This window comes from Moraxella marmotae (assembly GCF_042219885.1).
GTDB classification, from domain to species: domain Bacteria; phylum Pseudomonadota; class Gammaproteobacteria; order Pseudomonadales; family Moraxellaceae; genus Moraxella; species Moraxella marmotae.
The window spans coordinates 913701-925909 of sequence record NZ_JBHJHR010000002.1; the positions used below are offsets into that span (position 1 = coordinate 913701).

12 protein-coding genes are annotated in these 12209 nt (G+C 46.3%); 4 read left to right on the forward strand and 8 right to left on the reverse strand.

Features of this window, described 5'->3' with window-relative positions; translation table 11 throughout:
- The first annotated feature begins 2 nt into the window (after positions 1 to 2).
- The gene (gene galE / locus ACFBZI_RS04295) at positions 3 to 1028 is read left to right on the forward strand and encodes a UDP-glucose 4-epimerase GalE (RefSeq protein WP_375715197.1); all 1026 of its coding nucleotides are present in this window, start codon (positions 3 to 5) and stop codon (positions 1026 to 1028) included.
- Between the two features lie 110 nt (positions 1029 to 1138).
- Here galE and glmS read toward each other — a convergent pair whose 3' ends face one another.
- The gene (glmS, locus tag ACFBZI_RS04300; protein WP_375715198.1) at positions 1139 to 2977 is read right to left on the reverse strand and encodes a glutamine--fructose-6-phosphate transaminase (isomerizing); all 1839 of its coding nucleotides are present in this window, start codon (positions 2975 to 2977) and stop codon (positions 1139 to 1141) included.
- Positions 2978 to 3336: 359 nt separating this feature from the next.
- On the opposite strand from glmS, the gene ACFBZI_RS04305 reads away from it, so the two are divergent.
- Positions 3337 to 3795 carry a hypothetical protein gene (locus tag ACFBZI_RS04305; protein WP_375715199.1) on the forward strand — a complete coding sequence of 153 codons (459 nt, stop codon included), beginning with the start codon at positions 3337 to 3339 and terminating at the stop codon, positions 3793 to 3795.
- A gap of 96 nt (positions 3796 to 3891) precedes the next feature.
- Here the strand turns inward: ACFBZI_RS04305 and ACFBZI_RS04310 are convergent, their stop codons facing one another.
- The gene (locus tag ACFBZI_RS04310; protein ID WP_375715200.1) at positions 3892 to 5238 is read right to left on the reverse strand and encodes an FAD-dependent oxidoreductase; all 1347 of its coding nucleotides are present in this window, start codon (positions 5236 to 5238) and stop codon (positions 3892 to 3894) included.
- 366 nt (positions 5239 to 5604) lie between these two features.
- Here ACFBZI_RS04310 and hslO point away from each other — a divergent pair, with 366 nt between their 5' ends.
- Entirely contained in the window at positions 5605 to 6558 is a 954-nt protein-coding gene (gene hslO, locus ACFBZI_RS04315) for an Hsp33 family molecular chaperone HslO (protein WP_375715201.1), read from the forward strand.
- A gap of 99 nt (positions 6559 to 6657) precedes the next feature.
- On the opposite strand, the gene ACFBZI_RS04320 is transcribed toward hslO, so the two are convergent.
- Both ACFBZI_RS04320 and ACFBZI_RS04325 read right to left on the reverse strand, forming a co-directional pair.
- The gene (locus tag ACFBZI_RS04320) at positions 6658 to 7272 is read right to left on the reverse strand and encodes a phosphatidylglycerophosphatase A family protein (protein ID WP_375715202.1); all 615 of its coding nucleotides are present in this window, start codon (positions 7270 to 7272) and stop codon (positions 6658 to 6660) included.
- A gap of 4 nt (positions 7273 to 7276) precedes the next feature.
- Positions 7277 to 7711: a hypothetical protein gene (locus tag ACFBZI_RS04325; RefSeq protein WP_375715203.1), complete on the reverse strand. Its 435-nt coding sequence runs from the start codon at positions 7709 to 7711 to the stop codon at positions 7277 to 7279.
- Between the two features lie 245 nt (positions 7712 to 7956).
- Between ACFBZI_RS04325 and ACFBZI_RS04330 the strand changes: the two genes are divergently transcribed.
- Positions 7957 to 8589, forward strand: coding sequence for an Abi family protein (locus ACFBZI_RS04330; RefSeq protein WP_375715204.1), 633 nt, complete (start codon positions 7957 to 7959; stop codon positions 8587 to 8589).
- 297 nt (positions 8590 to 8886) lie between these two features.
- On the opposite strand, the gene thiL is transcribed toward ACFBZI_RS04330, so the two are convergent.
- The 4 genes from thiL to hisF form a co-directional block, all read right to left on the reverse strand.
- Positions 8887 to 9825 carry a thiamine-phosphate kinase gene (gene thiL / locus ACFBZI_RS04335; protein ID WP_375715205.1) on the reverse strand — a complete coding sequence of 313 codons (939 nt, stop codon included), beginning with the start codon at positions 9823 to 9825 and terminating at the stop codon, positions 8887 to 8889.
- Positions 9826 to 9852: 27 nt separating this feature from the next.
- On the reverse strand, positions 9853 to 10374 hold the full coding sequence (nusB, locus tag ACFBZI_RS04340) for a transcription antitermination factor NusB (protein WP_375715206.1): 522 nt from the start codon (positions 10372 to 10374) through the stop codon (positions 9853 to 9855).
- A gap of 299 nt (positions 10375 to 10673) precedes the next feature.
- Positions 10674 to 11168 (reverse strand): 6,7-dimethyl-8-ribityllumazine synthase, encoded by a 495-nt coding sequence (ribH, locus tag ACFBZI_RS04345; RefSeq protein ID WP_375715207.1) that lies wholly within the window; start codon positions 11166 to 11168, stop codon positions 10674 to 10676.
- A 238-nt stretch (positions 11169 to 11406) separates the two neighbouring features.
- Positions 11407 to 12180, reverse strand: a complete 774-nt coding sequence (hisF, locus tag ACFBZI_RS04350; RefSeq protein ID WP_446221235.1) for an imidazole glycerol phosphate synthase subunit HisF — start codon at positions 12178 to 12180, stop codon at positions 11407 to 11409.
- Between the last annotated feature and the right edge of the window lie 29 nt (positions 12181 to 12209).

Here is a 12209-nt window from a genome sequence, read left to right on the forward strand (position 1 = left end):
TGATGAAACAAATTTTGGTTACAGGTGGGGCAGGTTATATCGGCTCGCATACCTTGATTGAGCTGATTGCTGCAGGTTTTGAGCCAGTGGTTTATGACAATTTATCCAACTCAAGCCCTGTGGCACTTGAGCGAGTGGCACAGATTACAGGGCGGCAGATTGAGTTTGTCGAAGCAGATATTTTGGATAAAGCAGCTCTTGCCCAAGTGTTTGATAGCCATCAGTTTTTTGCGGTGATTCATTTTGCTGGGCTAAAAGCGGTGGGTGAGTCGGTCGCCAAACCTGTCAAATATTACCAAAATAATGTGACAGGCACGCTCAATCTGATCGAAGCAATGCAGCATGCTGGCGTCAAAAACATCATTTTTTCATCATCGGCGACTGTCTATGGCGACCCTGAAGTGCTGCCAGTTACCGAGACCGCACCACGCTTTTGTACCAATCCGTATGGACAAAGCAAGTTGATGGTGGAATATATTTTACAAGATGCCGCTCATGCAGATAAGCAGTACAATGCCATTTCGCTGCGGTATTTTAACCCCATTGGGGCTCACGAAAGCGGCTTGATTGGTGAAGACCCAAGCGACATTCCCAACAATCTGATGCCGTACATCAGCCAAGTGGCGGTGGGCAAATTGCCACAGTTGTCGGTGTTTGGTGATGATTATGACACCGTCGATGGTACAGGCGTGCGTGATTATATCCATGTGGTGGACTTGGCAAAAGGCCATGTGGCGGCGTTGCAGTATTTGCTTGAGTATAGCGAAGTGGGCTTTTTACCAGTCAATCTGGGTACAGGTAATGGCACATCGGTGCTTGAGCTGGTCAAGGCATTTGAACAAAACACTGCCCAAAAAGTCCCTTATGTGATTACCAGCAGACGAGCAGGCGATGTGGCGGCGTGCTATGCCAGTGCTGACAAAGCCAAGCAGCTGTTTGGCTGGACGGCAAAGTTTGACATTGGGCGTATGTGTGCCGACACTTGGCGATGGCAAAGCGGCAACCCCAACGGCTATCGTGGCGATTGATGCGGTGATTGGGTTTTGATTTTATCAACCCAATAAAAAGCGATGTTCGTGTGAGCATCGCTTTTTGGTTTGGTCAAGTGATTTGGCTTATTCGACCTGGTTTATTCGGTTTATTCAACAGTAACCGATTTTGCCAAATTGCGTGGCTTATCGACATCAGTACCACGCACCAACGCCACATGATAGCTCAATAGCTGAACGGCGATGGTATGGACAATGGGCGATAAAATGCCGATATGTCGTGGCGTGCGAATCACATGAATGCCATCATCGGCAGTGTAATCACTGTCAAGATCGGACAATACAAACAGCTCACCGCCACGAGCGCTGACTTCTTGCATATTGGCTTTGACTTTGTCAAGCAGTCCATCGTTTGGTGAGATGACCACCACAGGCATATCTTCGTCCACCAGTGCCAAAGGGCCGTGCTTAAGCTCACCAGCTGGGTAGGCTTCGGCGTGGATATAGGTCAGCTCTTTTAATTTTAATGCACCTTCAAGGGCGATGGGGTAATGGATACCACGGCCTAGGAACAAGGCACTGGGTTTGTTGGCAAAACTTTGGGCCCATACAGCCAGCTGCGGCTCTAGATTTAGGGCGTGCTGAATGCTACCGGGCAGTTGGCGTAAATCTTCGGCAAAGGCTTCGGCTTGCTCGTCATTGACCACGCCACGCACAAGACCTAAAGTTACCGCCAAGCCAAACAGTACCACCAGCTGCGTGGTGAAGGCTTTGGTCGATGCCACGCCAATCTCCGCCCCTGCTCGAGTAAAGATGGCAAGCGTGCTGCTGCGTGGCAGGGCAGATTCCATGACATTACAGATAGACAAGCTGTGCTGATGCCCTTGAGCCATGGCGTATTTGAGTGCTTCCATGGTGTCCAGCGTCTCGCCAGATTGACTGATGGTAACAACCAGCTCATCGGGGTCTGCGATGACATCACGGTAGCGGTATTCGCTGGCAATCTCAACATCGCAGCGGATTTTGGCGATGCTCTCTAGCCAGTATTTGCCAGTCAAAGCGGCATAATACGAAGTGCCGCAGGCTAGGATTTTGATACTGTTAATTTTGGCAAAAATCTCTGGTGCTTGTTCGCCAAAGTTTTGGGGAATAAAACCACCGTCCAAAAAAATCTCAGCGGTATCAGACACGGCTCTGGGCTGCTCGTTGATTTCTTTTTGCATAAAATGGCTGTATGGGCCAAGCTCCAAAGACGCCAAGGACAGCTCGGAAGTCTTGATGATGCGTTGGGTTTCGTTGCCGTCTTTGTCCAGCAGTTTTTGGATACCGTCAGCGTGCAGCAGGGCAATGTCGCCATCTTCTAGGTAGGTAACACGACGAGTAAAGGCAATCACCGCCGACACATCAGATGCGATAAACACTTCATCATCACCAAAGGCAACCAACAGCGGACAGCCCATGCGTGCCACCACCATTTGGTTGGGTTTGTCATTGGCGATGACGGCGATGGCATACGCCCCATGAAAACGCTGGCAAGCAGCTTGCACGGCTTGGTACAGATCGCCTTGGTTGCTTAAATATTCGTGGTGTACGCTGTGGGCGATGACTTCGGTGTCCGTTTGTGATTCAAAGACATAGCCAAGTGCCTGCAAGCGGCTACGCTCTGCTTCAAAATTCTCAATAATGCCATTATGCACCACCGAAATCAGCCCAGCAGAGATGTGTGGGTGAGCGTTAGGCTCGGTAACACCGCCGTGCGTCGCCCAGCGAGTATGACCGATGCCAGTCAGACCATAAATCTCTTTGTTTTTGGCAGCTTCTTCCATCAACGCCACTCGCCCAACACGGCGAACACGGCGAATCCCTGTCTCGGTCTGCACAGCGATGCCTGACGAATCATAGCCACGATATTCTAGGCGTTTTAGCCCATCTGTCAAAAAATCCACCACATTGTGATGGGTGCGAATTGCACCAACGATACCGCACATAATCAGTTCCTTAGTATCTTTAAAGTGTATATGTATAAATATTAAAATTTCTTGGGCAAATTTGCCTTTACCAAAGCCTTTACCAAAGAAAGCCAGCTCGCCCCAAATCGTTAGGCAGCGGACTTTTGATATTATAACATGACGGCTGGCATCAAATTGTTGATTTTGTGCATCTGGCAATGGGGATTTTTAAGGTTTTATCAATCAAATTGACAGTTGTGAAATAAATGTTGGCAGGTTATAAAATTAAAACCAATAAAATAAATCACTTATCAACTTTTTATATTTATAGATTGACTTGGATATTTTCTCACCCTAGAATTTGGAAATTATTTAACCCCAATCCTGTCAGTATTATTATGAACAACCCAGCTCTTAAAAAACCAATTACAGTATCTTTTGTATTATGGTTAATATACAAACTCATCTTTATTATAGTTACATGGGTTACTGTTATAACTTTGGCTGTGTCTTGGTTTGCCACAAAACAATACCCCCAGACCAATGTAAACGTGTATCTTATACTGCTTGGAATACTGGCAGTACTGAACTTCTTCATCGTATTTCTTGGCGATTATCGTTTATATAGAACAAATTTTATCCGTTATAAAGATAAACAATGGGCATGGTTTGCTTTAACATTAATGATTGCTTTTGCACTACCACTAGGGTGGATAGGCTTAGTGATAGGCTTTTCGGTATCTTTACTTACTGTGAAATGGTTTGGTTCATACTCTGCTAAAAGTGCCACTGGGTATATGCCGACTATTATGCTATTGGGCATATACCTAATACATCTACTAGATTGGATAAGATAAAAACATGGTTTGATCAAGTAACCATTAGAATAAAACACCATATTCAAAATAGATAATGGTGTTTTATTTTATCAACTCAAAGCATTTTGCAATTTGTTATTCGCTGGGCGTTTTTAATAAGGCTTTGGCGATAACCGCTTGCCCATCATCGCCAAGCATTTCAAGTGACAGCTCATGCTCGCTGTCGCCCACGACACGCCAGTTGCCTTGGGCGGTCGGCAGGCCATTGGCGGTGATGGTGATGCTTTTGTTTTTTAGGCGAATCATCGGCGGTTTGTGCTGATAATTGCCCACGCCAGCTAGAATATGGCTGGCAATCACCGCTGCCTGCGGTCGGTGCGGTGCGACATAGCGACACGGCACGCCACCGATGGCGATACAGTCGCCAATGGCATAAATATCAGGCTGGCTGGTTTGGAGCGTTTGGTCGTCCACGCTGATGCCACGGCGTGGGTCAAAGTCTAGATTTGCCGTCATGGGCAGTGTATCATCAACGATAAGTCCTGTGCTGACGATTAGCATATCAAAATCAAGCGTCTGACTGCTACCATCTGGCAGGCGTAGGGTGAGCTGTGCTGTGTTGTCGTGGCTTATGTGGCTGATGATTTGACAGCGAGTCAAAAGATGCACGCCAAGCTCGGTTATGGCATGGCTGATACGAGCGGTGGCAACAGGTGGCAGCATCGATGCCAAAGGTGCATTGGCGACATCAATCAGGCTGACCTGATGCCCTGCTTGGCACAAATCTTCGGCAAGCTCAAGCCCAATCATGCCAGCACCGATGATGCCCACACGAGATGCACCTTGCGACAGTCGTGCTTGTAGCTTGGCGAAGTCTTGCAAATGATTGACATGATAAGTGGTGGCAGCGTCCACGCTGGTGGGATAATTGGGCTTGGCACCGATGGCCAGCACCAGTTTGTCATAGCTGATGTTGCCTTGGGTGGTGGTCAGGGTTTTGGCTTGGTGGTCGATGCCTTTGACGGTGGTATTTGCCAAAAGTGTGATGTTGGCTGTCAAGGCGGCATCACTGCCTGCACTGCGAATCAGCTGCTCTGGGGTTTTGTTTTGGCTGATGGCGACAGACAGCATGGGCTTGTGGTAGCGGTCGGCATGGTCGGCACTGATGAGCGTGATGGGCAAATCACCATCACTGGCACGAATGGCATCAACCACGCTCCAGCCTGCCAAGCCAGCACCGATGATGACCACACCTGCTCGCTGTCCGCCAGTCGCCAGCTTATCGCAGGCAGAGTCATTGACCTTTTCAAAAGCATCTTTACCGACATGGCACAGCGGACACGACCAATCATCGGGCAAATCATCAAAATCGCCACCATCGGCAGCGTCATACACATAACCACAAGAACGACAAAGATACGCAGACGACACCGCCATGACGATTTCCCCTTGATAAATGCTTCCGATAAATAACTTGACCAAACTTTTCTTTAAGTATAACAAACTTGTCCAAAAAGTAAACCAATGTTTACTCAAATTGGTTAAATTGCCAAAAATTTACCCATCTTTACCAACTTATCTTTGTCCAAATTGGCATTTTGGTTGATGGCAGCGATTGAGTATAAAAATAAATTTAGCTTGGTAATTTGATGATTTGATAACTTGATGATTTGTAAATTGGCAATCCGTCCCCATATATCGACAAGTTTTGATTTTAATTTTGATGCATTTTGATTTAATGCGATTTATTTTAAGGCCATTTTGATTTTGGCAAAGTGATGGGCAAATGATTATTCATCGCCCAATCAATTTGCCCAATTGCTCAATTGCCCAATCATTGGAAAATTTATGACGACACAAAATTTCTCTTTAGATGCCGACACCGCCCATGATGATTGCCCAGATTATCGCCAACGGTTTTTTATTGAAGGTTCGGCGGTGCGTGGCGATGTCGTGCAGCTTAGCGATGCTTATCAGACCGTTATCGCCCAAAAGGCTTACCCAGCCGCCATCAAAGCATTGCTTGGCGAGATGCTGGTTGCTGCCAGTTTGCTCATCGGCACACTAAAAATTGACGGCAAATTGTCCGTGCAACTGCAGACATCTGATCCAGACGCCAGCCTAAATTGGGCGATGGCAGAATGCGACCACACAGGTGCGGTGCGTGCGTTGGCAGGCTTTGATGCTCAAGGCGATAAGGCAGCACTGTGGCAGTCGCTAGGCAGTAGCGATGAAGCATTTGCCCAGCTGGGGGCAGGCGTGCTGTTTATCAGCATTCACCCAGACAAGGGCGAAGCGTACCAAGGTATTGTCGAGCGTGTCAGCGATAATTTGGGTGAATGTTTGGCACATTACCAAAAGCAATCCGCCCAAATCCCAACGATTATCAAGCTGGCAACCAACGACGCCACTGCAGGCGGGGTCTTGGTGCAGCTGCTACCACAGAGCGAAGCGGACAAAGAAGCCGACCCTGATTTGTGGGACAGATTGAGCATTTTGACCGACACGCTAAAGCCAGCGGAAATCACCGATTTGCCAGCAGCACAGATTTTGTACCGCTTATACCACGAAGAAGAAGTGGTATTGCCAGCATTGACGCCACTGCGTTTTGCTTGCACTTGCTCAGTAGCCAAAAGCGAAGGGGCGATATTACAGCTTGGATTTGACGAAGCCAAGCAAGCGGTGGCGACTCATGGCGGCGTGCTGACGCTGGATTGTGGCTTTTGTGGTACCGAATACCGCTTTGATGATAAGGCGGTTGAGCTACTTTTTGCCGAAACCAAAACTTCGCTTCAGTCATAAATAACCGCAATTATAGCAATCAGACACACAAAACCCCACAGTGATTGGCTTATCTGTGGGGTTTATTGTTCCAATTTGTGTTTTTATGCTTTTACGCTGTTATGCAAAAGCCACAGCCACCATCAACAAGATGATGATTGCTGCCATGATGCCTGCCAAAATATCATCAAGCATGATGCCAAAACCGCCAGAGACTTTTTTGTCCGCCCATGAGATCGGAAAGGGTTTGATAATATCAAAAAAACGAAACAGCAAAAATGGCAAAATAAGCATCATAGACAGTGCGACAAGCCCAAACTCACCGTCCAACACCAAAAATACCAGCCCCCAATTTTGCCCATCTTTATCTGTGGTAAATAGCGACGACAGCACAAATGCAGTGGGCAATAACGCAATCCACATGCCGACCCATTCGTCCCAAACGATGTGCGGATCGTCGTGGACATTCATCAGTCGAGAAGTTGTGCCGCAGATATAGCCGCCAACCAAGCAGCCGATGACCGTAATCGCCAAAAATCCCCAAAATCCCAAACAAAACATTGGCAAAGCGACCACAAGCCCGCCTAAAGTTCCCCAAGTGCCGGGGGCTTTTTTGGTACGCCCAGAGCCAAGTCCGATGCCCAGCCAATAAATCAGCTTTTGCCAGCCGCTGGCAGATGGCGGACAAGGCGGACAGGTGTTTGCCTTAAAAATGTCAGGTTTTTGGTTGTTCATTTGCTTACCAGTTGATAGTGTCAATTTTTATGCGATGCGTATCGTGAAAAAAGGTGATTTGTAATATTTGATCGGTTTGTTCGGCGGTTTTTCGCTCAAAAATGTCCTGCTGCGTGCCGTCATTAGCTGACTGATAAAACCTATTATCATGACTGATGTCTTGCCATAATTGATCAAAATCTTGTGCCGACAGCTCAATCACGGCACTTGATGTATAATCGCCGTGCATGTCAGGAAAAGTTGCCTGTTTGTGGATAATCTTGGCAGAGTTTGCGATTTTTTGCAAGGTGATGGTTTCAAATTCATCAAAATAAAACGCATCATCAGGATAAACTGCCCGAAAAGACACATAGCCTGCCGTACAAATCGTGATGATACAAAGCCCAAGCGGTAGGTGTTTGAATTTAAGTTTGTTGTTGATTTGGCTGATGAGATTCATTTAAAAATCCCTTATTTTGCTATTATATCATGATTGGAAGCAACAAACGCCAGCTGTTAAAAGGTAAAATAATGAAAAATTATTTTTAATTTTTTATTGACAATATATTTAATTCAATATAAAATATTTGCAAAAGATAAAGAAAAACCCACCAAAAGGCGGGTTTTTCGCTTAATACTAGGGGGTAGGCTTAAAAAGCCCTCAATAGACCCTAGCGAACATAGATATTATAAGGTTTTTTCTTGATGAAAGCAAGTAATAATTATAAAAGCATTCAAAATTCACTTTCGCAGGCACGATTGGCTACTTACGAAAAATTTACCAAAGATTATAATCAAGCGTTGGATTTATACAGGTGGAATTTGCAAATTTCTTCTGCTTTATTTGAATGCTTGGCGATTTGTGAAGTTTCTATCAGAAATGGTGTAAGCACTGCAATACAAGCTGAACATGGCGATGAGTGGGCTTTTAATGCCAGATTTTTAAAAACTTTAAAAGGCAACCGCAGAGATGATGTGATCAGATCTCAAAGAAATCACAGCACAACAGAAAAAATTTTGGCAGATTTACCTTTTGTTTTTTGGCAAAGTATGTTTACGGTAAGATTTGATGATTTTTGGTGCAAGTATTTAATTGGGGTGTTGCCAAATGCTGATTCAAAAGATTTAAAAAAGCTGCGAGAAGAGATGTTTATCGATTTGAATCGGCTGCGTAAACTTCGCAATAGAATTGCTCACCATGAGCCAATTTTTAATCGAAATTTGCAATCAGATTTTAATACAATTATGAAAGTAATCAAGTACTGTAATTGGGACTTGTGCGACTGGATAAGCTTGTGGCAGAGAGTTGAAGAATTGCTAAAAAACAAACCGTGTTAAATCATATTGGGTATTATTTAAATATTTTAAAATTAAGTTTTATTCAAATGCTCTTTTGTGCGGATTTAATTTTGTGGATTGCAATCTTGGGCAGCTTAGAACACCAACGCTCTCATAGCCATTGCTTAATGTATTTATTTGGGCATTGATTCATGCGATAATTTTGATTATTGCCAATATTTATTGGTTTGATTAATAAATAAACCAAACCAATAACCGACCCAATGACCACAAGGCACAGCACAAACAACCAGCCAAAAGTCACAAGATTGTCGATAAAAAACGATGAAACCATGCTCAAAAATGCTGCCAACCACCGATGTCAAAATCTATCGGACGATTTTGAGCAGTCAGCATCAAAGTTGGCTCTTTGGTGATATGCCCAATCGGATAAATGATGTTATCTGAATGATTTTGTTGGAATTTTTGTAGATTTTGGGGGCTGATGGTTAGGCACAGCTGATAATCATCGCCGCCGTTTAGCTGATGTTGCCACCGCTTGGTATCGGGCAGTTTTTGTAAAATTGGGTGCGTGGGTAGCTTATCCAAATCCAGTACCGCACCGACACCGCTGGCGGACAAAATATGCCCCAAATCTTGAGCCAGCCCATCAGAAATGTCAATCATCGCCGACGCATAACCGACAAGCTGCCTGCCTAGTCGAACCTGTGGCATCGGCAAATCTAGGGTGTGCTTAAGCGGTGAAACGACGCCCAAAAACGCCTGCGACAGGGCAAAACTTGCCGAGCCAATCTCACCGCTGACACAAACGAGATCACCGACCTTGGCACCGTGGCGAGTGATGGCTTGATTTGGCTCAATAAAGCCCAAAGCCGTGATGGAGATGGTCAAAATCTCACTGCCAGTGGTATCGCCGCCGATGAGCTCCACGCCAAAGGGCTGACATATCGCCACCAATCCACGACAAAATTCGCCCAGCCAAGCGTCATTTGCCAAGGATTTTGGCAAGCTAAGCCCCAACAAAATCGCATAAGGTGTCGCCCCCATCGCCGCTAAATCGGACAAATTGACCGCCACCGCCTTATAAGCGATGGCATAAGCTGGCGTATCAACCAAAAAATGCCGACCTGCCACCAGCGTATCCATGCAGCTGACCAGCTGGCAGCCTGCTGGCGGCTGACTGACGGCACAGTCATCACCGATGCCAAGCACAGTATCAGGGTGCGACAAGGTGGCATTGGCGAAGTGCTGCTGAATCAGGGCAAATTCGGACATGGCGGCTTGGGGTTTGGGCTTTTAATTCTAATTTTGGTTTTTGTGGGCGGCCACTTCGATGCTGCGGACTTGCTTGGCATATTTGTCCAAAACGGCATTGATGAGCTTATGAGCATCTGTCGCCCCAAAGTGCGTGTTTAGCTGCATGGCTTCGTCCAGCACGACTTTATAGGGAATGTGTTGGCTGTATTTGAGTTCGTACGCACCGATGAGTAAAATCGCCTGCTCAACAGGATCTAGAGCGTCAAAATTACGATCAAGATGTGATGAAATGTCCACAATCAACTCACCCACTTGCTCTGGAATTTGTCGCATCATTTGATGATAATAGCCCAAATGCACCGTGTGCATGGCGTTATCCGCTCGAGTGCGAGCCACGATGGTGTGCGGCTCATTACCACCGACCAAACTGCGGTCGGTTTTACTCAGCCGATAATCGGTGGTCAGCCATTCGTACAAGCCTTGCAGGGCAAAGCGGCGAGCCTTACGCACGGCACTGTGGGTGGTTTTGTAGCCAGTTTCGGCAAAAGTATCATGAATTTCGCTCATAATCATCTCGGTATCATCAGTTGGCGGCAAAAATGCATGGGCATTTTGGTTGATTTTGGGTTGATGTTATCTTATCGCATAAAATCAATTTTGCCAAAGACAAATTTGCCAAAGAAAGGGTGGTTTGATTGTTAAATAGCTTGGAAAAATCCCAAAGCACACCGCATAAGCGTGCTTTTTAGCCAAATTCGCCATGGAAAACTTGGCTAAAATCTGCAAATTGCCCAAACCGCCCAAGGTTTTAAGAATTTCAAAAAAAAAAATTGAGAAATTTACTAATTTGGGCTTGGGCAAATCAATCAGATGGCTTTTAGTACAGCGACCATCTCAAGGGCGGTCATGGCGGCTTCATAGCCTTTGTTGCCAGCTTTGGTGCCAGTGCGCTCAATGGTTTGCTCGATATTTTCGGTGGTCAAGATGCCGTTAATCACAGGGATATTGTGCTGCAAGGCAACATGGCTTAGACCTTTGGCAGATTCGCTTGCCACGATGTCAAAATGTGGTGTCGCCCCACGGATAATCGCCCCCAAGACCACAACGGCATCGTATTTTTCTGAAATTGCCAAACGCTTGGCGACCAATGGCAGCTCAAACGCCCCTGGCACACGCACGACATCGATGTTCTCACCTTTGACACCGTGGCGTACCAGTGCATCGATGGCACCTTCGACCAAACTTTCTACCAAAAAGCCATTAAATCGCCCAACAGCGATGCCGATGCGGACAGATTCGTTTAGGTGTAATTCGCCTTCGATGTGTGTGATGGCGGATTTTTGGGCGGTAAATGTTGTCATTGGGTTTTCCTTGATAAATAATAAGGCGTGGCGGTTGCCAAATCTGATGCTGACAATCAGCCACACGGCAGATGGGTTATTTTAGCATAATTTGCTTTATTTTTTTAGATTTTCGTTGGCTTTTTGGTGGGTTGATTGCTGTCAAATTGATGCCAATCAAGCCGATTTGACCCATGATAACTTGGGACAAATTGAGCAAATTGTGCAAATTGACACAAAACCCAAGCAAATTATCCGTTTAAATGGGGCGGATTGCGATGCCTTGACTTGCCATAAACGCCTTGGCTTCGGCGATGCTATAATCGCCAAAGTGAAAAATACTGGCAGCCAGCACAGCATCAGCACCGCCTTTTAGCACGCCATCGGCCAGATGCTGCAGATTGCCCACGCCGCCTGATGCGATGACAGGGATATTGACCAAATCGCTGATGGTGCGTGTCAAAAGTAAATCATAGCCTTGGCGTGTGCCGTCGCCGTCCATGCTGGTAACCAGTAGCTCGCCTGCACCCCGCTTAGTCATCTGCACCGCCCACTCGATGGCATCGATGCCTGTCGCTTTGCGGCCGCCGTGAGTAAAAATCTCAAAGCCGATGCTGCCGTCAGCTCTGGCGACTCGTTTGGCGTCAATGGATACCACGACGCACTGACTGCCAAAGCGTGCCGCAGCATCATTGACCAAATCAGGATTGGTGATGGCGGCTGAATTGATGCCGACCTTATCAGCTCCAGCGTTGAGCAGATTGCGAATGTCATCAATCTTTCGCACACCGCCACCGACCGTCAGCGGAATAAAGATTGAGCGAGCGATTTTTTCGACCATGTGATAAGTGGTCTCTCGTCCGTCTGATGTGGCGGTAATGTCCAAAAAAGTAATCTCGTCCGCCCCTTGTTCGTTGTAGCGTTTGGAGACTTCCACAGGATCGCCTGCGTCTTTGATATCGACAAAATTCACGCCTTTGACGACACGACCATTTTCGACATCAAGGCAAGGGATTAGGCGTTTGGCTAACATGATTTTCCTTAATAATGAATATATAATTA

Bases quoted from the DNA above. Each gene is read 5' to 3' on its own strand.
- galE (WP_375715197.1), top strand. From the start codon at position 3: ATGAAACAAATTTTGGTTACAGGTGGGGCAGGTTATATCGGCTCGCAT.
- glmS (WP_375715198.1), bottom strand. From the start codon at position 2,977: ATGTGCGGTATCGTTGGTGCAATTCGCACCCATCACAATGTGGTGGAT.
- ACFBZI_RS04305 (WP_375715199.1), top strand. From the start codon at position 3,337: ATGAACAACCCAGCTCTTAAAAAACCAATTACAGTATCTTTTGTATTA.
- hslO (WP_375715201.1), top strand. From the start codon at position 5,605: ATGACGACACAAAATTTCTCTTTAGATGCCGACACCGCCCATGATGAT.
- ACFBZI_RS04320 (WP_375715202.1), bottom strand. From the start codon at position 7,272: ATGAACAACCAAAAACCTGACATTTTTAAGGCAAACACCTGTCCGCCT.
- ACFBZI_RS04325 (WP_375715203.1), bottom strand. From the start codon at position 7,711: ATGAATCTCATCAGCCAAATCAACAACAAACTTAAATTCAAACACCTA.
- ACFBZI_RS04330 (WP_375715204.1), top strand. From the start codon at position 7,957: ATGAAAGCAAGTAATAATTATAAAAGCATTCAAAATTCACTTTCGCAG.
- thiL (WP_375715205.1), bottom strand. From the start codon at position 9,825: ATGTCCGAATTTGCCCTGATTCAGCAGCACTTCGCCAATGCCACCTTG.
- nusB (WP_375715206.1), bottom strand. From the start codon at position 10,374: ATGAGCGAAATTCATGATACTTTTGCCGAAACTGGCTACAAAACCACC.
- ribH (WP_375715207.1), bottom strand. From the start codon at position 11,168: ATGACAACATTTACCGCCCAAAAATCCGCCATCACACACATCGAAGGC.
- hisF (WP_446221235.1), bottom strand. From the start codon at position 12,180: ATGTTAGCCAAACGCCTAATCCCTTGCCTTGATGTCGAAAATGGTCGT.